Here is a 25,348-nt window from a genome sequence, read left to right on the forward strand (position 1 = left end):
TTTTTAGTAAATTGAAGTTGTAAAGTCACGTTTTACATCCCCCTCATCAAATTGCTTTGTCTAACGGTTAAAACATGAATAATCATGAGTGCCACAACGCCAATAAGTAAATTTAGAAGTCCTAAATAAAAGGCAAGTTTCATATTTCCTTGCTGTACCATAAAATAAATGCTTGATGCAATCGTATCGGTTTTTCCTTCGATGTAACCAGCGACCATAAGGGTTGCGCCAAACTCACCCATTGCGCGGCAAAAGCTTAACAGAATACCAGCTAAAATAGGTTGCCAGCAATTTGGCAGAATGACTTTGCGGAAAATTTGACCGGAACTTGCAGATAGCGTTTCCGCTGCCCAGACGAGTTCGTGATCAATGGATAAAAACGCCGCTTTTAAACCTTGATACATGATGGGCAAAATGATGATGACGGTAGCAACGATAGCACCAGCCAGCGAAAAGATAAAGCTAAAATGGAAGGTATCCCAAATCATGCCCCCAAACGGGTTGTTTTTCCCAAAAATAGAAAGCAAAATTAAACCAACAACGGTTGGTGGTAAGACGAGTGGAAGTAAAATTAAAGTTTCAACTGGAAGCTGAATTTTTGATTTCCGTTTTGCAAAATAATAACTAAGTGGTAACATAGCGAAAAAGGCGATAGTTGTAGAAATAACCGCCACAAAAATAGAATGCCAAACAGGCGTAAACATATTGATGACCTCCAAGCCAAGAAAAGAAGATGTTTTCTGCTATTATTATCGCTTTCTGGACTATAAAATGTCAATGATTAGCCGAAATCAAACGGCTTCACTGTTCAAATACGCTCATTTACGTTATATTAGTATAAAGTAAACGCATACAGAAAATGAGGGGTTTTTATGACGTTTAAACGGGATTCGATTTCCTACAAAGAAGCTCAAAATATCGTGGTCGAGAAATCAGTCACATTAAGTGAAGAATTGACCGCGCTTTATTCAAGTAAAGGAAGGGTGTTAAGCCGCGCTATTCTTGCGCCGTTTGACTTTCCTTACTTCCGCAGGTCAGGCTATGACGGTTTTGCGATTTGTGCGGCTGATGATTGGAACTATCCGATTACGCTTCGTGTGGTGGGCGAAGTGCCATGTGGTGCGACGTATGACAAGCCGCTAAAAAAAGGAGAAACGGTTCGCATTATGACCGGTGCAAAGGTGCCAGATGGAGCCGCTAAAATTATTATGCTGGAGCAGTCAAAACGAGCGGAAGACGGTTTTATCACCTTAATTAATACGCAACCACAAAGCAACATTACTGAAGTGGGAGCAGAATTTCGCGCTGGTGACGTCTTACTTCCGAAAGGCCATGTCATAAACGCGGGTTCAGTAAGCTTGCTTGCTGCTTTTGGCATAACGGAAATACATACCATTCAACGCCCCAAAGTGGCTATTTTTTCAACTGGAAGCGAGCTTGTCTCACCATTTGAAGCTTTACCAGATGGGAAAATCTATAATAGTAATGACGCACTGTTGCGCACGCTCCTAGAAGAATTTGATTGCGAAATTTGTTTCCAAGAGGCGCTGCCAGATGATTACGAATTGACACTTGAAAAATTGACTTTGGCAAGCGAAACGGCAGATTTGATTATTACAACTGGCGGGGTGTCCGTTGGCGATTATGATTTTATGGCCGATATCGCGACCCAAAACGAGCTTCTTTTCAACAAAATCCAAATGCGTCCCGGCAGTCCAACCACGGCTCTGCGCTTTCGCGGCAAACTCTTAATCGCCTTGTCTGGCAACCCAGGCGCGTGTTTTACAGGCTATCATTTGTTTGTTCTACCTGCACTTGCGAAACTTTCGGGGAAAAAGTTACCGATTCGTGAGGTGACGGGGATTATGGCAGAAGACTACTTAAAAAATAATGGCTACGACCGCTTCTTACGCGGCACATATAGCGAGCAAGCAGGCACCTTTTTTGTTTCCAAAGTAGGAAGTGATATGTCGAGTTCGCTTGGCAACCTGCATCTAGCAACCTGTTTAATTATGATTCCGCGGGGACAAGTCGGCAAGAAAAAAGGAGAAGAGGTTAGCGTATGGCTATTGTCCTCCAAGTAGTGGGCTTTAAAAATAGCGGTAAGACGACGCTCATTCGCGATTTTATCGGCATGTTGAAACAACAAAGCTATACAGTTCACGCCATTAAGCATGACGCTCATGATTTTGAGATGGATCATATCGGAACGGATACGTATTTTTTTGCAGAAGAAGGTGCGGATGCGGTCATGATTACGTCTAGCGAAAAATACGCCATCGTCAGTCAGGAAAATGTCACACTTCATGATGCGATTGCAAAATTAGGGGCAGCAGATATAACGCTCGTAGAAGGCTATAAAAATGCGCCTTTTCCTAAAATTGTCCTTCTGCGTTCGGCAGACGAGATGATGTGGTTTAAGCAGGAAGTAGGGCAAATTATCGCGTTTGTTTCCCTTGTGAGGTTGGAACAGAATGAAGTGACTTTCATTGGGACAAACGAAACGAGAACGGCATTTTTAGAATCGTTAATTGGGGAGTTTTTAGAATGAAAAGGGTAGAATTAACACATAAAAAAATTGAAATTGCGCCGCTGTATGATTTTCTAATTGACGCTAAATACGGCGGAATCAATACATTTGTAGGTACGATTCGCGAATGGACGGGGGAAGTTCAGACGGAGCGAATGCGTTACACAGCCTACGAGGAGATGGCGCTTTTAGAAATGGAAAAGCTTGCCCAATTTGTAGAAGCTAAATTTGATGCACGTGTTGCTATTGTGCACCGCCTAGGCGACCTAGAACTTTCAGATATTGCCGTTTTTATTGGTGTCGCAACGAAGCATCGCGCTGAAAGTTATGAAGGCTCTCGATATATTATTGAGCAGTTGAAAAAATCGGTTCCCATTTGGAAAGAGGAATTCGATACGGATAAAGTAAGATGGGGAGGCTTAAACGATGACAACCATTAAGTTTTTTGCCTATTTGACAGAAAAAGTCGCGCCTGAAGCTGCACTCAACGTGACAGGCTGCCAAACGGTAGGCGATGTGCGGGATTTAATTAGCAGTGAGTTTCCAGAAATCGCAGATGACTTACATCGATCTATGCTTGCCGTCAACATGGAATTTAAACAAGATACAGATGAATTACCCGAGTCAATTCTAGAAATTGCGGTCATTCCGCCTGTTAGTGGAGGTTGATGATGGATAAATTATCACATTTTAACAAAGAAAAGCGCGCTCAAATGGTAGACGTGACAGAGAAGAATGAAACAAAACGAATTGCGGTTGCAGAAGCAGTTGTTGTGATGCAACCTGAAACATTAACGCGCATTAAAGAAGGTAAAATTTCAAAAGGTGATGTTTTGGCCGTAGCTCAAGTGGCTGGTATTATGGCCGCGAAAAAAACGAGCGATTTTATCCCCATGTGTCACCCGTTAATGACGACAAAAGCGGATTTATCGTTTCAAGATGACGGTGACAGGACGCTAACCATCCAAGCGACGGTGGTTACAGTTGGCAAAACAGGGGTCGAGATGGAGGCACTCTCAGCAGCAAGCATCGCGGCACTCACCATTTATGATATGTGTAAAGCCATGGACCGCGGCATGGAAATTACACGGACGCGTTTGCTTCAAAAATCAGGCGGTAAAAGTGGCGAATTTTCGTCAAAATAGGGGGAATAGCTGTGCAAGTTTTAACGGATCGTTTTGGTCGGGCGCATGATTACATTCGAATTTCGGTTACGGATCGTTGTAATTTACGCTGCGTTTATTGTATGCCAGAAGAAGGACTTAAATTCTTACCTCACGAAAAAGTGTTATCAAAGGACGAAATTGTCGATTTCATGAAAATTATGGCGCAATTTGGCATAAAAAAAGTACGGATAACAGGCGGGGAACCGCTTCTCCGGACGGATATTGTCGAAATCGTCAGAGGCATCGCAGCAATTCCAGAAATTGAAGACATCGCGATTACAACAAATGCCATGTATTTGGCTAAAAAAGCAGAAGCTCTAAAAGAAGCGGGACTTTCGCGAATTAATGTTAGCCTTGATTCTTTAAAAGCGGACCGATTCAAGGAAATCACACGCGGTGGGCGCTTACAGAAGGTACTTGACGGCATAAAAAAAGCGGAAGCAGTGGGCCTTTTTCCGATTAAATTAAATGTTGTCCTCATCAAAGGGCAGAATGACGACGAAATTATCGACTTTTTAAAGTTTACACAGGATAAAGATATTAACATTCGGTTCATCGAGTACATGCCAATTGGTCATGCTGGAAATAGTTGGAAGAAGAAATATTTGTCTTTAACGACCATTTTTGACAAGTGTAAAGAAGTTGGGTTTGAATATGAAGCGGTCGATTCAGTGAGAGGGAACGGTCCGTCTGAGAATTACCGCTTGAAAGGGGCGGCCGGGACTTTTGGCTTAATCCATCCGGTGAGCTCGCATTTTTGCGCGAGTTGCAATCGGTTGCGTCTGACGGCAGATGGCTACATTAAAGCATGTTTATACTGGGACGAGGAGCTTAATATTCGCCCGTACATTCAAAATAATCCTGAAGAATTGATGAAGATTGTGCAACAATCCATCGACAATAAGCCTGAAAATCACGAAATGGCCTTGAAACTTCAAGATGAGGATACTTCGCATAAACCAACTTGGCGACGAATGAGCCAGATTGGTGGATAATAAAAAGGACGAAATCTCGGAAAAGGTTTCGTCCTTTTTGCATTTTTATTTATGTCGTTCTGCCAAAAGATGCCCCATCTCCGGCAAAATTAAGTGTTTCATACCCGTTTCGCAGGCGTTTTTTGAACCCGGTAACGCAAAAAATAAAATATCGTTATCTAGGAATCCGCTAAACGCACGGGTTGCCATGGCTCTTGTGCCAATCTCAGCAAAACTAATTTGTCTGAAAAGCTCACCAAAGCCGGGGATTTCTTGTATGATTTCCGAAACAAGCGTTTCGAATGTTACATCGCGTTTCGCAAGTCCCGTACCACCAGTCGAAATAATACAGTGTATGTCCTCTTGTTTTAGAGCTTCCATTGCCTGCTTAATTTGCACCGCGTCATCTGGCACAATTACGCGCTTTAAAACGTGGTGAGGCGATGCCGCTAAACTCTCTTCAATATAAGCTCCGCTAGAATCCGTTTCAAAAGTCCGCGTATCGCTAATTGTCAAAATGGCCACAGTCGCCACAAATGAATTGCCTGCATGCATTGAAATGCCTCCTTTTAATTGAAAAAGTGGTGATAAATTTTCCGCGCCGTATTTAATTCGTCCGTTCCATGAACTAAAACGCGCCCGTTTTTAAAAACCGTGAGTTGGTAGCCTTCAAAATCAAAATAAAGCAGAAAATCATTGCGGTGCACGTCCAATTGTTCCCGCACAAGCCGCTTCATAATCCCGTCAAAATCAACCTGCCGACTTTCCACCAGTTGAAATTGCACCGTATCACGCCCACAAAGCAAAATAGGCTGCGAAGAAAATGCTCTCTGCTCTTGCTTTTTTTCCCCGCAAGATGGACAAGTCCGCAACTTCAAAACAGCAATTTTTTGTAATGATAATTGCCAGTTATCAATTTGATAAAACGTATTATATGTAAAATTTTCATCAAGCATCATTTTAATTAACAGCGAAACTTGCGCCCCTGCTACAATGGGGATAAGTGCACCGTGCACCCCAATAATATCGCAACTCGCTTCATTGGTTTGCGGCATTTCCCCAATCAGACAAGTTAAACAAGCAGAAGCTTTTGAATCAATCGGCATCAGCCCAGCGTAAGTCCCCGCACAAGATGTATAAATCCACGGAATCTCGTGTTCCCGGCACCAATCATTTAAAAAGCGCCGCGTCAAAAAATTGTCCGTACAATCAAGCACAAAATTCACATCCGTAAAAGGGGCAAGCGACTCGGCATTGGCGTCGTCCACAACAAAATCCACCACAACATCACGATTCATTTGTTTTAAAGCTAAGGCTGCAGCGTACGCTTTAGGAAGTCTTGCTTCCGCATCAGCTTCCGTAAAAAGCGTCTGACGTTGCAAATTCGACAGTTCAACAAAATCGCGGTCGATTAAAACAAGCCGCTTAAAACCCATACGGACAATCATTTCAGCCGCATAAGTCCCAATTGCACCCACTCCAACAATAAGGACAGTCGTCTCCCTAATTTTTTTTTGCCCAAAAGCTCCGATTTCCTTAACCCGAATCTGTCTATCGTATCTCTCCATAGCAAAACCTCCTAAAAAAGATGCGCAAAATAGGCATCTTTTTTTATCTTAACCTAACACGTCCACATCTGGCGGAAGGTAAGATGGATTATTTTTATTAATGTGGTCAAAAAACATAATGCCGTTTAAATGATCAATTTCATGTTGCACCACAATCGCAGGATAATTTTTTAGGCGAAGCTTAATAGGTGTTCCGTTTTCATCAAAAGCAGTAAGCGTAATGCGCTCGCTGCGAACGACATAGCCCGGCACTTCGCGGTCAACAGATAGACAGCCTTCACCGCCTGCAAGGCATGCTTCTTGAACGGAATAGCTTTTAATTTTTGGGTTATATAAAACATAGCTATACAGTTTATCATTTTCATCTTCAATATGGATAGCAATAATTCGTTTATTAACAGCAAGTTGCGGGGCAGCAAGACCAACACCACCACGTAGTCCATATTTTTCTGCTATTTCTTCATCTTGACTATTTTTTAAAAAAGTTAACATCTCTTGTCCTAATTGTTTTTCTTCATCAGAAAGAGGGAAAGTTACTTCTTTTGCAACTTCGCGTAAAGCCGGGTGACCTTCACGAACAATATCTTTCATTAAAATCATCTCATCGACGCTCCTGTTCATTCATTAACTACTCTTTATTCTATCAAATATGTTTTAAAATTGGAATGGATTGAGAAAACTAAATTATATTGAGAGATAAAAGCGAACGAATTGATTAATATCTGAGTGATTATTCGTTTTTAATCCAGAAGAAAAATTTTTATAGTTTGTGAATTCACAAACTAACTAATAGGCGGATGAAAAAGTGTCTTACTGGTGTGGTAATAACTGTTTTATTATATTATATAACAGAATTTAAAATGGAAGGTATTTTTTAGTACAGTGTGAATAAACGAATAATGACTGATGTTAAGCTAATGAAAGCGATAGAAATTCCGAAGTTCATTATATTGACTTCCTTTGGTTAGTAGTGTAAATTAAAAGGGAAGATTGGTGTATTAATAAAGATTCCGTTTTTGATTAGAACAGATTTCGTAAAGAAAATGAGCTGATTAAAAAATTGGTAAGGTCTTTTTGTGAAAAAACATTCGAAAATTCACAAACTCAGAAATATACAGATGTTTTGCTGTGTGTGTCTGGGGAAAAGTAAAGCAGCAACTAGACCAGTGAACATGTTTAGAAGAAATATTCTAAAGTGCAACCAAACAAGTTTTACATACATTTAGAATGATTTCTTCTATTATTAATGCTCACATTTTTATTAATACATAATCAGGTTTTCAGGAAATGAAGCTTTCAGAGAGTCTGAATGATGGCGCATTCATTTTCTCCACTATTTTGTTAAACGAAAGGAAGAGATACGTAATGGCTTCTAAAGAAAAGAAGGCAGTAATTAATGTAACGCAACAATTTGATGCAGTTGCGAAACAATTTGAAATGGTTCAAATTTTAAATGAAAAAGGTGAAATTGTAAATCCGGATTTAATGCCTGATTTAACAGATGAACAATTGGTTGAACTTATGACGCGTATGGTTTGGACTCGTGTGCTTGATCAACGCTCCATTTCGTTAAACCGTCAAGGTCGTTTAGGTTTCTATGCACCTACAGCAGGTCAAGAAGCATCTCAACTTGCAAGTCATTATGCCCTTGAAAAATCAGACTACGTGTTACCAGGTTACCGTGATGTGCCACAACTTATTTGGCACGGTTTACCGCTTACAAAAGCATTCCTTTTCTCACGTGGACATTTTGTAGGGAACCAATTCCCAGAAGACTTAAAAGTGTTGTCCCCGCAAATCATTATCGGCGCACAAATCGTGCAAGCAGCGGGTGTTGCATTAGGACTTAAAAAACGTAAAAAAGATAATGTTGTTATCACATATACAGGTGACGGTGGTTCATCTCAAGGTGACTTCTATGAAGGATTAAACTTCGCTGGTGCGTTCCATGCTCCTGCTATTTTCGTTGTACAAAATAACATGTTTGCCATTTCGACTCCTCGTGAAAAACAATCCGCAGCACCAACGCTTGCGCAAAAAGCTGTTGCAGCTGGTATTGCAGGTGTTCAAGTAGACGGAATGGATCCACTTGCAGTTTATGCCGTAACGAAATTTGCTCGTGAACGTGCAGTTGCAGGCGATGGCCCAACACTTATCGAAACGATGACTTACCGTTATGGTCCACATACACTTTCAGGGGATGACCCAACTCGTTACCGTACGAAAGAACTTGACGGAGAATGGGAACTAAAAGATCCAATCGTTCGTTTCCGTACTTTCTTAGAAGGCAAAGGCCTTTGGAACGAAGAAAAAGAAAATGAAGTTATCGATCGTGCGAAAGAAGAAATCAAAGAAGCAATTAAAGAAGCAGACGCAATTCCTAAACAAAAAGTATCTGATCTTCTTAAAAATATGTATGAAACACCAACAGCCAACGTTAAAGAACAATTGGCAATTTATGAAGCGAAGGAGTCGAAATAATCATGGCGCAAAAAACAATGATTCAAGCGATTACAGATGCGCTTGCAGTTGAACTTAAAAATGATGAAAACGTCTTAGTATTCGGTGAAGACGTTGGTAAAAACGGCGGAGTTTTCCGTGCAACAGAAGGTCTACAAGCTGAATTTGGCGAAGACCGTGTATTTGATACACCACTTGCAGAATCCGGTATCGGCGGTCTCTCAATTGGTCTAGCACTTGAAGGTTACCGCCCAGTGCCTGAAATTCAATTCTTCGGTTTCGTATTTGAAGTTATGGACTCTGTAGTTGCACAAATGGCACGTATGCGTTACCGTACAGGTGGTACACGTACTGCACCGATTACAATTCGCGCACCATTTGGCGGCGGGGTTCACACACCTGAACTTCATGCCGATAATTTAGAAGGTTTAATGGCACAATCCCCAGGGCTTAAAGTCGTTATTCCGTCCACACCATATGACGCAAAAGGATTGCTTATTTCTGCGATTCGCGACAATGACCCCGTTATTTTCCTAGAACATATGAAATTATATCGTTCGTTCCGTGAAGAAGTTCCAGAAGGCGAATATACCGTTGAAATCGGCAAAGCAGCAGTTCGCCGCGAAGGTACAGATGTAACAATCATCGCTTACGGTGCAATGGTTCAAGAATCTTTAAAAGCAGCGGAAGCTTTGGAAAAAGAAGGCGTGTCTGCTGAGGTAATTGATTTGCGTACAATCAGCCCAATCGATACCGACACAATTGTTGCCTCTGTGAAGAAAACAAACCGTGTTGTTATGGTTCAAGAAGCACAAAAACAAGGCGGCGTAGCGGCAAACGTTATCGCTGAAATTAATGACCGTGCAATTCTTTCACTTGAAGCGCCAGTTATGCGTGTTACTGCACCAGACAGCGTTTTCCCATTCTCACAAGCGGAAACAGTTTGGTTACCTAACCATAACGATGTAGTTGAACGTGTTAAAGAAGTTTTAGCTTTCTAATTAAAAGCGTACGTTACGTGATGGCGTAACATTCTATATAAAGTTTGAATAAAAACAGGAGGCTTAATAGACAATGGCATATTCATTTAAATTACCGGATATCGGTGAAGGTATCCACGAAGGTGAAATCGTCAAATGGTTCGTAAAACCAGGCGATAAAATTGAAGAAGACGAATCTCTATTCGAAGTACAAAACGATAAATCTGTGGAGGAAATTACTTCCCCCGTTTCAGGTACAGTAAAAGAAATTAAAGTAGCTGAAGGCGAAGTAGCCACTGTAGGTCAAGTTTTAATTACTTTTGATGGCGTTGAAGGTCATGAAGACGCAGCTGAAGAAGTGAAGGAAGAAGTAACAGCACCAGCGGCAAAACCTTCTAGCGGAGCAGGCGTTTTTGAATTTAAATTACCTGACATTGGTGAAGGAATCCATGAAGGCGAAATCGTCAAATGGTTTGTTAAATCCGGTGACAAAGTAGAAGAAGATCAAGCAATTTTTGAAGTACAAAATGATAAATCAGTCGAAGAAATTACATCGCCAGTTGATGGTACGGTTAAAGACATTTTAGTTGGTGAAGGTACAGTTGCAACAGTAGGTCAAGTGTTGATCACATTTACTGGTGACTTTGAAGGTACAGCGGATCATTCCTCTACACCAGAAGCGCCAGCTGAAACAGCTAAAGTAGAAGAAAAACCTGCGGCGGTTCCTGTAAGTGGCGGCAACGGAACACCATCTGCTGAAAAAGATCCAAATGGTCTTGTTATTGCGATGCCATCTGTTCGTAAATTTGCTCGTGAAAAAGGCGTTGACATTCGCCTTGTTGCAGGAAGCGGCAAAAATAACCGCATCTTAAAACAAGATATCGAAGCTTACTTAAGTGGCGATGCACCAGAAGCGCCAGCTGCAGAAGCGGGAGCACCGCAAAAAGAAGCGCAAGCGACGAAAGCAGCACCAAAACCAGTTCCAGCTGCTGGCGATGCTTATCCAGAAACACGCGAAAAACTTACACCAACTCGTCGCGCGATTGCAAAAGCAATGGTGAACTCGAAACACACAGCACCACACGTTACATTAATGGACGAAATTGAAGTTTCTGCTCTTATGGCGCACAGAAAACGTTTCAAAGAAGTTGCGGCTGAAAAAGGTATCAAACTGACATTCCTCCCTTATATGGTGAAAGCGTTAGTTGCTACATTAAAAGAGTTCCCAGTGCTTAATACAACGATGGATGATGCAACTGAAGAACTTATTTATAAACATTACTATAATGTCGGCATTGCGGCTGATACAGATCACGGTTTATATGTGCCAGTCATTAAAAATGCAGATACAAAATCCATCTTCTCCATTTCAAATGAAATTAATGAGCTAGCTGGAAAAGCACGCGATGGTAAACTAACAGCTGACGAAATGCGCCACGGTTCTGCAACAATTTCAAATATCGGTTCTGCCGGTGGACAATGGTTCACACCAGTAATCAACTATCCTGAGGTTGCTATTTTAGGTGTAGGTCGTATTGCTGAAAAAGCAGTCGTAAAAGACGGCGAAATTGTAGCTGCTCCAGTTCTTGCTTTATCATTAAGCTTTGACCACCGTGTAATTGACGGCGCAACAGCTCAAAAAGCAATGAACAATATTAAACGTTTATTAAATGATCCAGAATTATTACTAATGGAGGCGTAAAATAATGGTTGTAGGAGATTTTCCAGAAGAAAGAGATACGATAGTTATCGGTGCAGGCCCCGGTGGATATGTTGCCGCAATTCGTGCAGCGCAACTTGGACAAAAAGTAACGATTATTGAAAAAGAATATTTCGGCGGTGTATGTTTAAACGTCGGTTGTATTCCTTCCAAAGCTTTAATCACAGTTGGTCACCGTTTTAAAGAAGCAAGTCATTCTGATAATATGGGGATTACAACGAAAGATGTTAATCTCGATTTTGCGAAAGCACAAGAATGGAAAGGCAGCGTTGTTAACAAATTAACAACAGGCGTTCGTGGCCTTCTTAAAAAGAATAAAGTTGAAATGTTAGAAGGGGAAGCATTCTTCGTAGATGAACATTCACTTCGTGTCATTCACCCAGATTCTGCTCAAACTTATACGTTCAACAATGTTATCATTGCGACTGGCTCACGTCCTATCGAAATCCCAGGTTTCAAATATGGCAAACGTGTGTTAAGTTCAACAGGAGCACTCGCTTTACAAGAAGTACCGAAAAAACTCGTTGTTATCGGCGGTGGCTATATTGGTACTGAACTTGGCGGAGCATTTGCTAACCTAGGCACTGAACTTACGATTCTTGAAGGCGGACCTGAAATTTTACCAACATATGAAAAAGATATGGTATCGCTTGTTAAACGTAGCTTGAAGAGCAAAAACGTTGAAATCGTAACGAAAGCACTCGCTAAGTCAGCAGAAGAAACTGAAAATGGCGTGAAAGTGACTTATGAAGCAAATGGCGAAACAAACACAATCGAAGCGGATTATGTACTTGTAACAGTTGGTCGTCGTCCAAATACAGATGACATCGGCTTGGAACAATTAGGCGTAAAAGTTTCTGAACGTGGATTAATCGAAGTCGATAAACAAGGACGTACAAATGTACCGAACGTATTCGCAATCGGCGACATCGTTCCAGGTGTTCCTTTAGCCCATAAAGCAAGCTATGAAGCAAAAATTGCTGCTGAAGCTATTGCTGGGGAAAAATCTGAAAATGATTATACTGTGCTTCCAGCTGTTGTGTTTAGTGACCCTGAACTTGCAACTGTAGGTATGACAGAAAAAGAAGCGAAAGAAAAAGGAATTGATGTGAAAGCATCGAAATTCCCATTCGGCGGAAACGGCCGTGCTCTTTCACTTGATGCACCAGAAGGTTTTGTACGTTTAGTGACACGTAAAGAAGATGGCCTTGTACTTGGCGCTCAAGTTGCAGGAATGAACGCTTCAGATATTATTTCTGAAATCGGTCTTGCAATTGAAACGGGTGTAACCGCAGAAGATATTGCCCTTACAATCCATGCCCATCCTTCACTTGGAGAGCTTACAATGGAAGCGGCTGAACTTGCTTTAGGACGCCCTATTCACATTTAATAAAAAAATACGCTGTTTACAATTGTAAACAGCGTATTTTATATGTTAAAATTTACATGGCGTAAAAAAGAGGAATATTTCACGAAAATAACTTAGAATTCAGGTGTGAAAATGAAAAAGCATTGGCATATTCCGCATTCCGTTTTTATTTTACTTATGATTGTTGCAGGGCTTTGTACAGTGGATACATTTATACAATTTGGGATTGGTTTTATTCATCATATGCATGATACCGATGGCTATAAAGCTGTTTTGCGTATCGTTGCGACACCGTTTACAAATCCTGTTGTCACCATTCCAATTGCAAGCGTTCTTGTGCGCTATGTAGTCGTGTTTATTTTGAATTTTGTTCTTCCCGCATTCTTTTTTGTTGGCATGCACTTCGCGAGAATCAGTTACAGAGAAAAACATGTGGAATCGCATAGTTATTAGGCGTTGATGTTTTTATTCTGGGAAATAAACGAGAGTAAGGTGAAGTGATGAAAAAAAGTTTGTTTTGGATATCTTATGTTATAGCGGGAATTTGTTTTCTGCTAGCCATTGTGGCTTTCGTTATTGGCTTTATTCAACATATGCATGATGCAGGGGGATTTCAGGCGGTTTTTAAAATTTTAGAAACACCGATTACTGGTTTTATTAAATTAACGAATGGCTACATTCAAAAATCGACGCTGGAAATTATCATTTTAATTATTGTAAGTTACATTTTACCGGCTTATTTTGTTGTGATGACAATGTTACTAAAACGGAAAAGAGAACAAGGTTATTAAAGGTGCTGCTAGCATCTTTTTTTTGTAAACAATTCATTTTAAACTTTGGAAGTTGCATGATAAAATGAATTTAATAGGCTGTTAGTTCCGAAACTGAGCATTTTATGTTGTATTGGAAATGTGGAACTTGGGAATTTGTCCAAAAGAAGGGGTGACAAGAAATGAATTATAGTTATCCGATTGATATGGACTGGACGAAAGAGGAAATTGCGGTCGTCATCCATTATTTTGAGTCGATTGAGAAGGCTTATGAGAAAGGCGTCAGTGCGGCGGAATTGAAAGAAACGTACCGGGCGTTTAAGACGGTCGTGCCGTCGATTGGTGAGGAGAAGCGTCTTGGGCGTGAGTTTGAAGACGTTAGTGGTTATTCGCCTTATCAGGTGATGCAAATGCTGAAAAATGCTACGACGAGTACGATTAAAATGAAACCATAACTAGGGGGAATAAAAGTGGATATTAGTCAAATTAAGGCTGCTGAAGTGAAAACAACAGAAGGAATTCATATTGCACAGTCACAAAATGCGAAAGTTAAAGTGATGTCATTTGTGAATTTGCGTTGTCCATATTGCCGTAAATGGCATACTGATTCAAGAAAAGTGTTAGATCGTTTCGTTCGAGATGGAAAGATTGAGTTAATTATTAAACCATTTGATAAGGAAAAAGAAAAACTTCAGCCGGGCAACGTGGCGCATCGCTATTTAAATTACGATACGCCGTTTGAAACGTGGGAAGTGATTGATAAAATTTATGCGACGCAAGATGAGTGGGGCAATTTGCCGCTTCACGAAGTAGCTTCTTATATGGAAGATAAATTGCAGTTAAAAGAGCAAAATAACGAAGAGGCGACGGCGGCTATTATCGAGGAAGCGAACCGCGCGAATGTTGTTTTTGTTCCTACTGTCATTGTCAGCGAACATATTTTTGATGAACACATTACACCCGAAGAGCTGGAAGAACTTTTAAACGCTGAATTTGCTAAAAAATAACATGTTTTAATGGAAGTGAGAAGTGTACTCACTTCTTTTTTTGGCTTCCTAGGAACAATTGATGTGGTGCCGACTTTCTGTTAAAATGGAAGTATGACTATTTGTTCACAAAGAAGTAATTGGAGGGAACAACATGATGGTATTTGGAATGCCAATAGAGAATGTATATTATTACATATTGATTGTGGTAGGTATACTGATTGTAATCGATCTAATATCGGCGTTAATCTTCTCAGTTAGTATTGTCAGCTTTGCCTTAGATTTATTACCTATTCCAGGATCGATTATTTTATACTTTTTAGGTGCGTTTTCATTAGCCGGCTTTTTAGGTGAGAAATATACGTCTTTATCAAGTATAAATGTTTTAATTGGTTCGATTATTATCGGATTGATTTTTTCGTCAATCCTCTATTTTGGAATACTTTTGCCACTTTCTAGGACAAGTGATTCAATTGCTTATGAAACAAAGGATTTAGAAGGAAAAACAGGTGTCGTCATTACTTCTATTCCGAGCGATGGTTTCGGTGAGGTCTTGATTGAAATGAATGCAGGTAAAGTAGCAAAGGCGGCGAAATCAAGTGATAATGAACCTATTTCGCTGGGAGAAACAGTGCTTATTATTGATGCAGAAGATGCTTACATTTTAGTTTCGCCCTATACCTCTTTCTTAGGATAAGGACAAATTAGTTACTACACAAAAGGGAGGCTGTAAAGTTTGAATATTTTAACCGGAGGAATTACATTAGTTTTAATCGTTGCAGTTGTTGTTTTAATTTTGTTTTTAATTGTGTTTGTAACCAAATACAAAACTGTCGGACCAGATGAAGCATTAATCGTTTCGGGAAGCTACTTAGGTCGTAAAAATGTCAAGGCGGAAAAAAAGTCAAAATTGTTCGTGGTGGCGGTACATTCGTAATGCCAGTTTTCCAGCAATCGCGTCCAATTAGTTTACTTTCGAGTAAATTAGATGTTAGAACGCCTGAGATTTATACGGAACAAGGGGTTCCTGTTATGGCGGATGGTACGGCAATTATTAAAATCGGTGGATCTATTTCCGAAATTGCCACAGCCGCTGAACAATTTTTGGGAAAAACAAGTGAAGAGCGAGAAGCAGAAGCGATTGAAGTGGTTGAAGGGCACCTTCGTGCGATTTTAGGGTCCATGACGGTGGAAGAGATTTATAAAAATCGCGATAAGTTTTCTCAAGAAGTGCAAGGAGTTGCGGCTCAAGATTTAGCTAAAATGGGATTCATTATTGTTTCCTTTACGCTTAAAGAAGTGCGAGATAACAATGGCTACTTAGATGCGCTAGGTAAGCCGCGTATTGCGCAAGTGAAGCGTGATGCAGATGTGGCGGAAGCAGAAGCGAGTAAAGAAACGCGTATGAAACGAGCGGAAGCAGAAAAAGAAGCGACTCGTTCTGAACTAGAGCGTAAAACAGAAATTGCTGAAGCTGAAAAGCAAAACCAATTAAAAGTTGCTGAATATCGCCGGGAACAAGAAACAGCAAAGGCGAATGCCGACCAAGCTTATGATTTAGAAAGCGCACGTGCGAAACAAGAAGTTGTTGAGCAACAAATGCAAATTCAAATTATTGAGCGTCAAAAACAAATTGAATTAGAAGAACGTGAAATTCAACGCCGTGAACGTCAATATGATGCGGAAGTGAAGAAAAAAGCGGATGCGGATCGTTATGCTGTTGAGCAACAAGCGGCGGCTAGAAAGAGCCAAGAATATGCAGAAGCAGAAGCGAACCAATATCGTATTGAAACAAAAGCGAAAGCAGAAGCGGAACAAGTTCGCGTTCAAGGGATTGCAAAAGCCGAGGCGGAGCAAGCACAAGGGACAGCGGCAGCCGAAGTTATCAAATTACGTGGTTTAGCAGAAGCAGAGGCAAAACGAAAAGTGGCGGAAGCTTACGAATTGTATGGCCAAGCAGCGATGCTCGATATGATTGTCAATATGCTGCCTGAATATGCGAAACAAGTAGCAGCTCCAATGAGCAATATTGATACGATTACTGTTGTTGATACTGGAAGTGATGGTACAAACAGTGGTGCAAATAAGGTAAGTGCGTATGCAACGAATTTGATGACGACCGCACAAGAAAGCCTAAAAGCCACTACAGGCCTTGACATTCGCGAATTGCTGGAGAACTTTTCTGGTAAGGGTAATGTGAAAAATAGTGTGGATGAACTAACTAAAACGATTCAGTCAGATAAGGAATAAAAAGGTGGGGTAAGCATCGTCAGCTTTTATTCCAAAAGATAGTCAATAAAAAAAGCATAAGTCCAGTAAGATTACCATTTTGAAAAATGGATTTTACAGGATTTATGCTTTTTTATGCTTTAAAAAAACTTTCTTCGCCAAAAAACAAGTGCAAGTATTCCGGCGATGCTAAATGAAATACCTAGCGTGACAATCCAGGCGAGTGACATATCCATAAACGGCAATTTTACATTCATCCCATAAAAACTGAATACCATCGTTGGAATCGTTAAAATAATCGTGAAAGATGTCAAAAATTTCATGACGATGTTCATATTGTTCGAAATAATCGAAGCATACGCATCCATCATACCACTTAAAATATTGGAATGAACTTCCGCCATTTCAATTCCTTGGCGGTTTTCAATGATGACGTCTTCTAGTAAATCCTGATCTTCCTCATACATTTTTACAATGTGTTGGCGCATCATTTTATCTAGCACAAGTTTGTTGGATTTGAGGGCAGTGACAAAGTAAACTAAACTTTTTTCTATCCCCATCAAATCATAGAGCTGCTTGTTTTTCATGGATTCATGCAATTCTTTTTCGATTTCATCGGTTTGACGATTAAGGCGTTTTAGATGGCGCAAAAATTGCGTGGAAATCATATAGAGAATTTGTAAGGCAAAGCGCGTTTTCATATGCGTATAAAAGCCTTTGATACGCCGTTTTATAAAGGATTGAATAATCGACGAATCAATCGTGCAAATCGTAATAAAATAGTCTTTTGTTAAAATAATCCCCATTGGAATAGTTTCAAACGAGGCGTAATGAATATCGTCTTCATCCACAACTGGAAAGTCACAAATGATTAAAACGGCTTCCGTGTCGTCATCGCGTTCAATCCGCGCACTTTCATCTTTATCGAGTGGATCTTCGAGAAATTCTAATGGAATATTGTAGTTTTCGGCAACTTGATTGATTTCTTCTGATGTAGGCGCAACAATGTTAATCCATGCATTGCGTTCCACTTCTTCAAGCTCAATTAATTTGCCATCTTCATCGGATTTAAAAATTTGGTGCATTTGGAACCCTCCTCTTTTTTAACTAGAGCAGGCGTTTTGCAACTAGTGAAGGAATTGTCCTCCGCAAAATTGACTCGCGCCTGTATACTTCGATGTGGATCAGGCTCACTAGGCTTTCGATTTTGTTTCTTCATGACAATTCACTTCCTTTCCAAAATACTCACAACTTCACTATTATATCGAGTTTAGGCCTATTTGTACATGTTTATTTTAGCGCAAGTTTGTAAAGTGGTATGAGCGCGCGCAAAACGTCTTCCGCTTCCTCGATGAACGCTTTCTCGGAGCGCAGCACAGCCGAATTTTCCGAATAAATCTTCCCAACTAAAAACTCGCCTTTTTTCACATCGCGAAAACGTTCTAAAGCGCTTTTAAGTTCTTTTTTGTTTAAAGCAAAAGTGGCGCTGACGGTATGATCTTTCGAGAGGGAGAAGCCATCTGGCAACGCTTCAAACATGGCCTGGTGCGCCAAAAAGCGACTGGCAATTTGATCCCGGTCCTCGTTTTCATAAATGAAAGCGAGCCAAATAAACACATAATCGCCGTAAAGGCCGACTTGAAAGTGCGGGTGTTTCTTGTAGCCACGCTTATCCGCGCAAATGGCAAGCCAAGTACTATCAGGCGGGTTCACCGACCGCCTAGCGTGCCGTGCGATATGTAAATGCATCTCCGTATTAAGGGCATCACTTAAAAATCCCGTAAGTTCCTCACCAAGCGCCTTAAATTTCGGCTGAATGTCCATCTGAATCGCTTCCATTCGATTCGCGAGTCCAGGCGTTCTCATCGCCTTAAATTCCTTCTTTGTAAAACCGTTTGTCATGCTATATACCCTCCAAAAATAGTTGTTATGACTATTATACGAAAGTAGCGAGGCATATACAATCAGAAGAATTTTATGCTAAAATAAAACATTATAACTAAGGAGCTGTTAAGATGAGCCGTCTGGATAAAGAAAAACAATTTGTTAGCGCTTTTTTTGAAGAAGCAGGGGCCGAAATCATGGCTTCTTTTGAGGAAAAATTAGAAATTGAAACAAAATCAAATCGTAATGATTTAGTCACGAATATCGACAAGCAAGTAGAAACTTTATTTGTGAAGCGCGTTTTAGAACAGTTTCCAGACCATCGTATTTTCGGAGAAGAAGGAATGGCGGCCGAAATCGATTCGCTCGAAGGCCCCGTTTGGATTGTCGATCCAATTGATGGCACGCTTAATTTTGTCATGCAGCAAAAAAACTTTACAATTTCAGTGGCGCTTTACATCGATGGCGTGGGCGTATATGGCGCCATTTATGAAGTTGAAAAAGGGGACATTTACACGTGCGAAAAAGGTTGCGGTGCCTATTTAAACGGCAAAAAATTAACACCAGTAAACGCAGACGACACGCTCGCTGATCATTTGCTAGTGGCGAATTTAAGTGCGATTCAGACCAATGAACGGCTTTGGGAGGCTGTTAAAGCGTCACGCGGCTTGCGGCTTTACGGCGCTGCCTCACTGGAATATATGTATGTTGCAACAGGAAAAGTCGGCGCTTATATGTCGGCAAACTTGGCCCCGTGGGATATTGCGGCAGGTAAAATGATTGCCGAAGAATTGGGCTGCATCGTAACCCGCCTAGACGGAAGTCCCATCAACATGCTTGAACAAGGCTCGTCACTTGTGGCTTTACCAAACGTTCATAAGACACTTTTGGACAGTTATTTATCATAAAAAATTTCGTTTTCTGAAAACAAATGGGTGTCAAGTGAAAGAAGTTGTGCTATAATAGGAAAGTTGATTTATACGAAATGTTCGGATTAGGCATAAATGGTCGATTTCACGGATGACTCATCTGGTTGCGCGTCGTGCGTTTAGTACTTCGTAAGTTTAATTTTACTGCTTCCGAGGAAAATAAATTATTTTCCTTTTTCTTTTTATTTGGAAGTTAGATGAGATTCATACACATTTCGTTCTAAAAAAGCAAATTGAAACCCGATTTTAGGAGGAAACAAACCAGTGAAATTAAGAGAAGACATTCGTAATATTGCGATTATTGCCCACGTTGACCACGGTAAAACAACGCTCGTGGATGAGCTTTTGAAACAATCCGGAACGTTCCGTGAAAATGAGCATGTTGATGAACGTGCGATGGACTCAAATGATATTGAACGTGAGCGTGGTATTACGATTTTAGCAAAAAATACAGCTATTAATTATAAAGGTATCCGCGTTAACATTATGGATACACCAGGACACGCCGATTTCGGTGGTGAAGTGGAACGGATTATGAAAATGGTTGACGGTGTACTTTTAGTTGTCGACGCTTACGAGGGTACAATGCCACAAACGCGTTTCGTACTAAAAAAAGCGCTTGAGCAAAACTTAACACCAATCGTTGTTGTAAATAAAATTGACCGCGATTTTGCGCGCCCCGAAGAAGTTGTCGATGAAGTTTTAGAACTGTTTATTGAATTAGGTGCAAACGATGACCAACTAGAATTCCCTGTCATTTATGCATCCGCAATTAACGGGACTTCAAGCGAAGATTCTGACCCAGAAAAACAAGAGAAAACAATGGCGCCACTTTTAGATACTATTGTGGATCATATTCCAGCGCCAGTGGATAATAGCGATGAGCCGCTTCAATTCCAAGTTTCCCTTTTGGACTATAACGATTATGTTGGTCGTATTGGGATTGGTCGTATTTTCCGCGGAACAATGCATGTCGGCCAGACGGTAGCACTTATGAAACTTGACGGTTCTGTGAAACAGTTCCGCGTAACAAAAATGTTCGGTTTCTTCGGCTTAAAACGTGAAGAAATTAAAGAAGCAAAAGCAGGCGACTTAGTGGCTCTTTCTGGAATGGAAGATATTTTCGTTGGAGAAACAGTGACACCGTTCGATCAACAAGATGCGCTCCCTGTATTACGTATCGATGAGCCTACGCTTCAAATGACTTTCGTAACAAATAATAGTCCTTTTGCGGGTCGTGAAGGAAAGCATGTGACGAGTCGTAAAATTGAAGAGCGGTTAATGGCCGAGCTTCAAACGGACGTTTCACTTCGCGTAGAACCAACAAGTTCGCCAGATGCGTGGACAGTTTCAGGTCGTGGTGAGCTTCACTTGTCGATTTTAATTGAAACGATGCGTCGTGAAGGCTACGAACTACAAGTATCCAAACCAGAAGTTATCATTCGTGAAGTGGAAGGCGTAAAATGTGAACCAGTCGAAGATGTTCAAATTGATACACCTGAAGAATTCATGGGCGCTGTCATTGAATCAATCAGCCAGCGTAAAGGTGAAATGCAAAATATGGTCAATGACGGAAACGGTCAAGTGCGATTACAATTTAAAGTGCCTGCACGTGGCTTAATTGGCTATACAACTGACTTCCTTTCTATGACGCGTGGTTATGGTATTATCAACCATACGTTCTTAGCGTATGAACCAATGCAAACGGGTCGTGTCGGCGGACGTCGTAACGGCGCTTTAGTATCAATGGAAACAGGAAAATCAACAACATATGGTATTATGCAAGTGGAAGACCGCGGAACCATTTTTGTTGAGCCAGGTACGGAAATTTATGAAGGCATGATTGTTGGTGAAAATAGTCGTGAAAATGATATCGCGGTTAACGTCACAAAAGCTAAACAAATGACGAATATTCGTTCCGCAACGAAAGACCAAACGAACGTTATTAAAAAACCACGTCAAATGTCTTTAGAAGAATCACTTGAATTTTTAAATGATGATGAGTACTGTGAAGTAACACCAGAAAGTGTACGCTTGCGCAAGAAAATTCTCAATAAAAATGAACGTGAAAAAGCTCAAAAACGCGCGAAAAGCGCTGAATAATGAATGATGGAACTGCTACTTAATCAAGTAGCAGTTTTTTTGTATTCCAAGTAATCATTTGCTAAGATGGAAGTAGGAAAGTAGGTGGACACATTGATTCAAGTAATTACTTCTACAGAGTGTCGTAAGGACCCACGCATGGAAATGAGCCGTATTTTTGTGGACGGCTTTTATCAGTGGCTGAAATTTTTCTCGAAAGATAAGAAAAAGCTCGCGAAAGCCTTTAGTCATGCATTCCAATTAGACGTCTTTCATCTGGCCATAATCGATCAGGAAATTGCCGGAATGACCGCGCTAAACGATGGTTCAAAGCCAACACTTATTTTGGATAAAAAGGAGTTACGCAAACACCTCGGTTTTATTCGCGGAAGCATTGCTTTTAAAGTTTTAAAATATGAATTTGAAGAGAAGCAATATCCGTTCCCGTCAGAAGTTGGACTCGGCTACATTGAATTCGTAGCTACTTCGGAAAATTACCGGCACATGGGAGTAGCAAGCACGCTTATTCAGTCGCTCCTTGAAACAGCCAGATTCACCTCTTACGCGCTTGAAGTGGCGGATACGAATAGCCATGCTGTTATGCTCTATCAAAAACTTGGTTTCAAAGAATTTATGCGCGTTGAAATGAAACATAAGAAGCGTAGTGGCGTAAATTATTTAATTTATATGAAGCGAACTGAAGAAACTGCTTAACAGAAAAAGACCAGTCCATTTTTTTGGCGGTCTTTTTATTGTAATATGATTGTAATATTCCCAGTTTTTTGCTATAGTATAAGGAGAAAGGAGTGTGTTTAGTATGAAAAAGTGGTTACTAAGCTTAATCATTTTGAGCATCGCGATTTTAGGCGCGGCTTGTGGAACAGATGCAACAAATTCTGATAAAGAAAAAACATCTGAAAAGCAAGAAAAAGTACAGAAGAAGGAAACTGCAAAAAAAGAGGCAACATCTGAGGCGGAAAAAGAAGATGCGGATACAAATACAACTTCTGATGATGGTAAAGATAACTCGGAAGCAGACAAACCAGCAGCTGATGAAAATCAGGATCAAAGTCAGAACAAAGATGCATCGGAGAATTCAAATGATGCAGCGAAACAAACGATTGCAGCACCGCAAATTGATAAATCAGCATTTAGCGTATCAAACGTATTGCCAATTACAGGCGGTCAAGTGACTACTGTTTCTGGAAATTACAGTCCATCTTTTATAAAAGATTTTAATTCGCTTGTTATTCGTATTAATCAATATAAAGTAGAGCGCGTTCAAAATCCGACGAAGGAAATTGATGTTTACTCACCTGAAAGTTACATGAAACACGGCGGGTATGTCGTCACATTAGACGTATCAATTTTTAACAAAACAACGAAAGATATTACTTATAAAGCCGAGCAAATTAATTTAGTTGGAAAAAGTAAAAGTACTGGTGGTAGCCTAGATAATTTCATTCCGAATAAGTACCATTTAGCAGGAAGTGCAGCTGATCCTTATGTGTTTAGCCCAGGGAAAACAGCAGAAGGCTTCATTACGTACATGATGGATGATGCCAAATATGCGGACTTTAAAGCGAGCCCAAGCGTTGCAGTTCCTAGTCCAGGACAGTTTGATGCTAGCTTGCCGAAAAGTGAAGCGGCAGTTGCAACATTAACTTTAAATTAAAAAGACTGCGTGTAGTTCCACTTAGCAGGTTAAGCTAAGCGCTACACGCAGTTTTTATTTAGATTCCCGCTCTAAAATTTCGCGCTTTAATTGACTAAGCGGTTTATTGAACGGCTTATTAAAATGAAATTTCCCGGAATTGATTCGCGCCATCGTTTGAATAGCAACGCGATGATCGCAATCTGGGCAAATATACATACGAATTGGTTTATTGCGCAGTTGCTTCGTTTTAAATTCACGTTTGTCTAAATCGTCTATCCGGTCGCATAAAATGCAAGTTGCTTTCATGAAAAATCACCTCGTGAATCCATTATAGCATGTTTTAAAGAAAAAGAAGAGAAGCGCGATTTTTAACATAAACCGTTTGCAGTCCATCGATTTTGTGCTATACTTAATTTATTAATAGATTGAAGCGTCTAGAGAACGCATAGAGAGGGAGGTCGCTGTGATGACTGAAAATACAAGCCACCGAGATCAGGCTGTTGAGTTACTAAAAGAAGATTCGCGTCGAATTTTGCAACTGATTAAAGTTCAGATGGATAATTTAACTTTGCCACAGTGTCCAGCGTACGAAGAAGTACTAGATACACAAATGTACGGTTTATCCCGTGAAATTAATTTTGCAACTAGACTTGGCTTAATTGATATGGAAGAAGGCAAACGTCTTCTAGCAACATTAGAAAAAGAATTGTCGACATTACATGAATTGTCAATGAACAAACAGTGAGATTTTAAAAAGGGTCTACAAATTCTGTAGACGCTTTTTTTCGTTTACACCTAGGCTCTTTTTCTTTATAATGTTAAAATAGAACGCTTAAAAAAGCGCAACAAAGATTGGAAGAGGACTATGCTTAAAAAAATTCTAAAATCGTATGATTATTCGTTAATAGCAGTGTATCTTGTCCTATGTATATTTGGCTTGATTATGGTTTATAGTTCCAGTTGGTCGCTTGCTTATCGGCAAGATTTGCCTGCGGACTTTTACTATTTGCGCCAAGTTAAAAATTTAGTGATTAGCTTGCTATGTTTCGGTTTGTTTGCTTTTTTCCCATACCGAATTTATCAAAACAATAAATTTTTAATTCCGATGATGTTCGGCTCCGTTTTATTACTCTTACTTATTTTTGCGATGGGGCATACGGCAAACAATGCACAAAGTTGGTTTAGACTAGGTACTGCTTCGCTTCAACCAGCGGAATTTGTGAAAATCTCGGTCATCATTTATTTAGCCGCGATTTATGCGAAAAAGCAAAAATACATTGATGATTTTAACCGCGGTGTATTGCCACCTATTTTCTTCCTAGCGGTCGTTTGCTTTTTAATTGCCATTCAGCCAGACATTGGCTCCGCATTTATTATTTTTATGACAGGCTGCTGTATCATTATATGTTCAGGCATGCGTCTTAAAACAATTTTAAAACTAATTGGGCTTGGACTAGGTATCATTTTAATTTTAAGCGTTATAGTGCTTCTGCTGCCAGATGAAATTCAAAAAGAAATCATTTCTCCGACTAGAATGGGAAGGCTGACAAGTTTCCTTAACCCGTTTATCGACCGAGGCAATACAGGACATCAACTCGTCAACTCGTTTTTTGCCATCGGTTCTGGAGGTGTTTTTGGACAAGGCTTAGGAGAAAGTGTACAAAAACTTGGTTATTTGCCAGAAGCGCATACCGATTTCATTATAGCTGTCATTGCTGAAGAACTAGGCATATTCGGCGTGTTAGTTGTTATTTTCGGACTGTTCTTCATGATTTTTAGAATTATTTTGACTGGATTACGTGCGAACAATCCATTTGGTGCTTTGCTTTGTTACGGGACGGCTGGACTTATTGGCATACAGTCATTTATCAATTTAGGCGGTGCAACTGGTGTAATTCCAATTACTGGGGTTACATTGCCGTTCATTAGTTACGGGGGCTCCTCGCTAATGGTTATGTCAATTTTAATTGGAATTGTTGCAAACGTGGGGATGTTCACAAACTATCAGCGGAAATACGGAAAACAAGAGGAAATATGATTGGAG

The 25,348-nt window shown here is 40.3% G+C and carries 28 protein-coding genes and 1 pseudogene; 22 read left to right on the forward strand and 7 right to left on the reverse strand.

Going from position 1 to position 25,348, the window contains the following annotated elements; genetic code table 11:
• Positions 1-32: 32 nt before the first annotated feature.
• Positions 33-704 (reverse strand): molybdate ABC transporter permease subunit, encoded by a 672-nt coding sequence (locus tag CFT42_RS00585; RefSeq protein ID WP_088808662.1) that lies wholly within the window; start codon positions 702-704, stop codon positions 33-35.
• 168 nt (positions 705-872) lie between these two features.
• On the opposite strand from CFT42_RS00585, the gene CFT42_RS00590 reads away from it, so the two are divergent.
• Genes CFT42_RS00590 through moaA form a run of 6 tightly spaced genes read left to right on the forward strand, consistent with a single transcriptional unit; the run spans position 873 to position 4,691 of the window.
• Positions 873-2,084, forward strand: coding sequence for a molybdopterin molybdotransferase MoeA (locus tag CFT42_RS00590; RefSeq protein ID WP_088808663.1), 1,212 nt, complete (start codon positions 873-875; stop codon positions 2,082-2,084).
• A complete protein-coding gene (mobB, locus tag CFT42_RS00595; protein WP_088808664.1) occupies positions 2,063-2,551 on the forward strand; it encodes a molybdopterin-guanine dinucleotide biosynthesis protein B in 489 nt (162 codons plus the stop codon). Before CFT42_RS00590 ends, mobB begins: the two co-directional genes overlap by 22 nt.
• Positions 2,548-2,970 carry a molybdenum cofactor biosynthesis protein MoaE gene (locus tag CFT42_RS00600; protein WP_088808665.1) on the forward strand — a complete coding sequence of 141 codons (423 nt, stop codon included), beginning with the start codon at positions 2,548-2,550 and terminating at the stop codon, positions 2,968-2,970. Before mobB ends, CFT42_RS00600 begins: the two co-directional genes overlap by 4 nt.
• Positions 2,957-3,199 carry a MoaD/ThiS family protein gene (locus CFT42_RS00605; protein WP_088808666.1) on the forward strand — a complete coding sequence of 81 codons (243 nt, stop codon included), beginning with the start codon at positions 2,957-2,959 and terminating at the stop codon, positions 3,197-3,199. The genes CFT42_RS00600 and CFT42_RS00605 overlap by 14 nt, the downstream gene beginning before the upstream one ends.
• Entirely contained in the window at positions 3,199-3,675 is a 477-nt protein-coding gene (moaC, locus tag CFT42_RS00610) for a cyclic pyranopterin monophosphate synthase MoaC (RefSeq protein ID WP_369821452.1), read from the forward strand. The genes CFT42_RS00605 and moaC overlap by 1 nt, the downstream gene beginning before the upstream one ends.
• Before the next feature lie 11 nt (positions 3,676-3,686).
• Positions 3,687-4,691 carry a GTP 3',8-cyclase MoaA gene (gene moaA, locus CFT42_RS00615; RefSeq protein ID WP_088808668.1) on the forward strand — a complete coding sequence of 335 codons (1,005 nt, stop codon included), beginning with the start codon at positions 3,687-3,689 and terminating at the stop codon, positions 4,689-4,691.
• 45 nt (positions 4,692-4,736) lie between these two features.
• Here moaA and CFT42_RS00620 read toward each other — a convergent pair whose 3' ends face one another.
• The 3 genes from CFT42_RS00620 to def are packed head-to-tail and all read right to left on the reverse strand — an operon-like array spanning position 4,737 to position 6,838.
• Positions 4,737-5,225: a MogA/MoaB family molybdenum cofactor biosynthesis protein gene (locus CFT42_RS00620; RefSeq protein ID WP_088815146.1), complete on the reverse strand. Its 489-nt coding sequence runs from the start codon at positions 5,223-5,225 to the stop codon at positions 4,737-4,739.
• A gap of 14 nt (positions 5,226-5,239) precedes the next feature.
• A complete protein-coding gene (locus CFT42_RS00625) occupies positions 5,240-6,238 on the reverse strand; it encodes a ThiF family adenylyltransferase (RefSeq protein WP_088815147.1) in 999 nt (332 codons plus the stop codon).
• A 48-nt stretch (positions 6,239-6,286) separates the two neighbouring features.
• Entirely contained in the window at positions 6,287-6,838 is a 552-nt protein-coding gene (gene def, locus CFT42_RS00630; RefSeq protein ID WP_088808671.1) for a peptide deformylase, read from the reverse strand.
• A gap of 765 nt (positions 6,839-7,603) precedes the next feature.
• On the opposite strand from def, the gene pdhA reads away from it, so the two are divergent.
• From pdhA to CFT42_RS00680, 10 genes and pseudogenes are all read left to right on the forward strand, one after another.
• On the forward strand, positions 7,604-8,719 hold the full coding sequence (gene pdhA, locus CFT42_RS00635) for a pyruvate dehydrogenase (acetyl-transferring) E1 component subunit alpha (RefSeq protein WP_088808672.1): 1,116 nt from the start codon (positions 7,604-7,606) through the stop codon (positions 8,717-8,719).
• A gap of 2 nt (positions 8,720-8,721) precedes the next feature.
• Complete coding sequence (locus CFT42_RS00640; RefSeq protein ID WP_088808673.1) at positions 8,722-9,699, forward strand: alpha-ketoacid dehydrogenase subunit beta; 978 nt, start codon at positions 8,722-8,724, stop codon at positions 9,697-9,699.
• Between the two features lie 73 nt (positions 9,700-9,772).
• Positions 9,773-11,380 (forward strand): dihydrolipoyllysine-residue acetyltransferase, encoded by a 1,608-nt coding sequence (locus CFT42_RS00645; protein WP_088815148.1) that lies wholly within the window; start codon positions 9,773-9,775, stop codon positions 11,378-11,380.
• 4 nt (positions 11,381-11,384) lie between these two features.
• Positions 11,385-12,788, forward strand: coding sequence for a dihydrolipoyl dehydrogenase (lpdA, locus tag CFT42_RS00650; RefSeq protein WP_088808675.1), 1,404 nt, complete (start codon positions 11,385-11,387; stop codon positions 12,786-12,788).
• 111 nt (positions 12,789-12,899) lie between these two features.
• Positions 12,900-13,220 (forward strand): hypothetical protein, encoded by a 321-nt coding sequence (locus CFT42_RS00655; RefSeq protein WP_088815149.1) that lies wholly within the window; start codon positions 12,900-12,902, stop codon positions 13,218-13,220.
• 47 nt (positions 13,221-13,267) lie between these two features.
• Complete coding sequence (locus tag CFT42_RS00660; RefSeq protein WP_088808677.1) at positions 13,268-13,558, forward strand: hypothetical protein; 291 nt, start codon at positions 13,268-13,270, stop codon at positions 13,556-13,558.
• A 161-nt stretch (positions 13,559-13,719) separates the two neighbouring features.
• Entirely contained in the window at positions 13,720-13,992 is a 273-nt protein-coding gene (locus CFT42_RS00665; RefSeq protein WP_088808678.1) for a UPF0223 family protein, read from the forward strand.
• Between the two features lie 15 nt (positions 13,993-14,007).
• The gene (locus CFT42_RS00670; RefSeq protein WP_088815150.1) at positions 14,008-14,544 is read left to right on the forward strand and encodes a DsbA family protein; all 537 of its coding nucleotides are present in this window, start codon (positions 14,008-14,010) and stop codon (positions 14,542-14,544) included.
• Positions 14,545-14,677: 133 nt separating this feature from the next.
• Positions 14,678-15,220: an NfeD family membrane protein gene (locus CFT42_RS00675; RefSeq protein ID WP_088808680.1), complete on the forward strand. Its 543-nt coding sequence runs from the start codon at positions 14,678-14,680 to the stop codon at positions 15,218-15,220.
• A 60-nt stretch (positions 15,221-15,280) separates the two neighbouring features.
• Positions 15,281-16,773, forward strand: a pseudogene (locus tag CFT42_RS00680) (flotillin family protein).
• A 119-nt stretch (positions 16,774-16,892) separates the two neighbouring features.
• Here the strand turns inward: CFT42_RS00680 and CFT42_RS00685 are convergent.
• Positions 16,893-17,837: a magnesium transporter CorA family protein gene (locus CFT42_RS00685; protein ID WP_088808682.1), complete on the reverse strand. Its 945-nt coding sequence runs from the start codon at positions 17,835-17,837 to the stop codon at positions 16,893-16,895.
• Positions 17,838-18,042: 205 nt separating this feature from the next.
• Complete coding sequence (locus tag CFT42_RS00690) at positions 18,043-18,654, reverse strand: YktB family protein (RefSeq protein WP_088815151.1); 612 nt, start codon at positions 18,652-18,654, stop codon at positions 18,043-18,045.
• 122 nt (positions 18,655-18,776) lie between these two features.
• Between CFT42_RS00690 and CFT42_RS00695 the strand changes: the two genes are divergently transcribed.
• From CFT42_RS00695 to CFT42_RS00710, 4 genes are all read left to right on the forward strand, one after another.
• On the forward strand, positions 18,777-19,544 hold the full coding sequence (locus CFT42_RS00695; RefSeq protein WP_369821455.1) for an inositol monophosphatase family protein: 768 nt from the start codon (positions 18,777-18,779) through the stop codon (positions 19,542-19,544).
• A 285-nt stretch (positions 19,545-19,829) separates the two neighbouring features.
• Positions 19,830-21,668, forward strand: a complete 1,839-nt coding sequence (typA, locus tag CFT42_RS00700; RefSeq protein ID WP_088808685.1) for a translational GTPase TypA — start codon at positions 19,830-19,832, stop codon at positions 21,666-21,668.
• Positions 21,669-21,761: 93 nt separating this feature from the next.
• On the forward strand, positions 21,762-22,361 hold the full coding sequence (locus CFT42_RS00705; protein ID WP_244169912.1) for a GNAT family N-acetyltransferase: 600 nt from the start codon (positions 21,762-21,764) through the stop codon (positions 22,359-22,361).
• Positions 22,362-22,464: 103 nt separating this feature from the next.
• Positions 22,465-23,322 (forward strand): DUF5068 domain-containing protein, encoded by an 858-nt coding sequence (locus CFT42_RS00710; RefSeq protein WP_088808686.1) that lies wholly within the window; start codon positions 22,465-22,467, stop codon positions 23,320-23,322.
• A 54-nt stretch (positions 23,323-23,376) separates the two neighbouring features.
• Here the strand turns inward: CFT42_RS00710 and CFT42_RS00715 are convergent, their stop codons facing one another.
• Positions 23,377-23,610: a YlaI family protein gene (locus CFT42_RS00715; protein ID WP_088808687.1), complete on the reverse strand. Its 234-nt coding sequence runs from the start codon at positions 23,608-23,610 to the stop codon at positions 23,377-23,379.
• Between the two features lie 160 nt (positions 23,611-23,770).
• On the opposite strand from CFT42_RS00715, the gene CFT42_RS00720 reads away from it, so the two are divergent.
• A complete protein-coding gene (locus tag CFT42_RS00720) occupies positions 23,771-24,049 on the forward strand; it encodes an Fpa/YlaN family protein (RefSeq protein WP_088808688.1) in 279 nt (92 codons plus the stop codon).
• Between the two features lie 120 nt (positions 24,050-24,169).
• Entirely contained in the window at positions 24,170-25,342 is a 1,173-nt protein-coding gene (gene ftsW / locus CFT42_RS00725; protein WP_088815152.1) for a putative lipid II flippase FtsW, read from the forward strand.
• The last annotated feature ends 6 nt before the right edge of the window (positions 25,343-25,348 follow it).

It is taken from the genome of Listeria goaensis (assembly GCF_900186125.1).
In the GTDB taxonomy this organism is placed as follows: Bacteria; Bacillota; Bacilli; order Lactobacillales; family Listeriaceae; genus Listeria; species Listeria goaensis.

Coding starts and splice junctions, on each gene's coding strand:
- moaC (WP_369821452.1), top strand. CDS start 3,199: ATGATGGATAAATTATCACATTTTAACAAAGAAAAGCGCGCTCAAATG.
- CFT42_RS00585 (WP_088808662.1), bottom strand. CDS start 704: ATGTTTACGCCTGTTTGGCATTCTATTTTTGTGGCGGTTATTTCTACA.
- CFT42_RS00590 (WP_088808663.1), top strand. CDS start 873: ATGACGTTTAAACGGGATTCGATTTCCTACAAAGAAGCTCAAAATATC.
- CFT42_RS00660 (WP_088808677.1), top strand. CDS start 13,268: ATGAAAAAAAGTTTGTTTTGGATATCTTATGTTATAGCGGGAATTTGT.
- CFT42_RS00645 (WP_088815148.1), top strand. CDS start 9,773: ATGGCATATTCATTTAAATTACCGGATATCGGTGAAGGTATCCACGAA.
- mobB (WP_088808664.1), top strand. CDS start 2,063: ATGGCTATTGTCCTCCAAGTAGTGGGCTTTAAAAATAGCGGTAAGACG.
- CFT42_RS00710 (WP_088808686.1), top strand. CDS start 22,465: ATGAAAAAGTGGTTACTAAGCTTAATCATTTTGAGCATCGCGATTTTA.
- CFT42_RS00675 (WP_088808680.1), top strand. CDS start 14,678: ATGATGGTATTTGGAATGCCAATAGAGAATGTATATTATTACATATTG.
- CFT42_RS00640 (WP_088808673.1), top strand. CDS start 8,722: ATGGCGCAAAAAACAATGATTCAAGCGATTACAGATGCGCTTGCAGTT.
- CFT42_RS00665 (WP_088808678.1), top strand. CDS start 13,720: ATGAATTATAGTTATCCGATTGATATGGACTGGACGAAAGAGGAAATT.
- CFT42_RS00605 (WP_088808666.1), top strand. CDS start 2,957: ATGACAACCATTAAGTTTTTTGCCTATTTGACAGAAAAAGTCGCGCCT.
- CFT42_RS00600 (WP_088808665.1), top strand. CDS start 2,548: ATGAAAAGGGTAGAATTAACACATAAAAAAATTGAAATTGCGCCGCTG.
- CFT42_RS00685 (WP_088808682.1), bottom strand. CDS start 17,837: ATGCACCAAATTTTTAAATCCGATGAAGATGGCAAATTAATTGAGCTT.
- pdhA (WP_088808672.1), top strand. CDS start 7,604: ATGGCTTCTAAAGAAAAGAAGGCAGTAATTAATGTAACGCAACAATTT.
- CFT42_RS00690 (WP_088815151.1), bottom strand. CDS start 18,654: ATGACAAACGGTTTTACAAAGAAGGAATTTAAGGCGATGAGAACGCCT.
- CFT42_RS00720 (WP_088808688.1), top strand. CDS start 23,771: ATGACTGAAAATACAAGCCACCGAGATCAGGCTGTTGAGTTACTAAAA.
- lpdA (WP_088808675.1), top strand. CDS start 11,385: ATGGTTGTAGGAGATTTTCCAGAAGAAAGAGATACGATAGTTATCGGT.
- CFT42_RS00620 (WP_088815146.1), bottom strand. CDS start 5,225: ATGCATGCAGGCAATTCATTTGTGGCGACTGTGGCCATTTTGACAATT.
- ftsW (WP_088815152.1), top strand. CDS start 24,170: ATGCTTAAAAAAATTCTAAAATCGTATGATTATTCGTTAATAGCAGTG.
- def (WP_088808671.1), bottom strand. CDS start 6,838: ATGATTTTAATGAAAGATATTGTTCGTGAAGGTCACCCGGCTTTACGC.
- CFT42_RS00625 (WP_088815147.1), bottom strand. CDS start 6,238: ATGGAGAGATACGATAGACAGATTCGGGTTAAGGAAATCGGAGCTTTT.
- CFT42_RS00715 (WP_088808687.1), bottom strand. CDS start 23,610: ATGAAAGCAACTTGCATTTTATGCGACCGGATAGACGATTTAGACAAA.
- CFT42_RS00655 (WP_088815149.1), top strand. CDS start 12,900: ATGAAAAAGCATTGGCATATTCCGCATTCCGTTTTTATTTTACTTATG.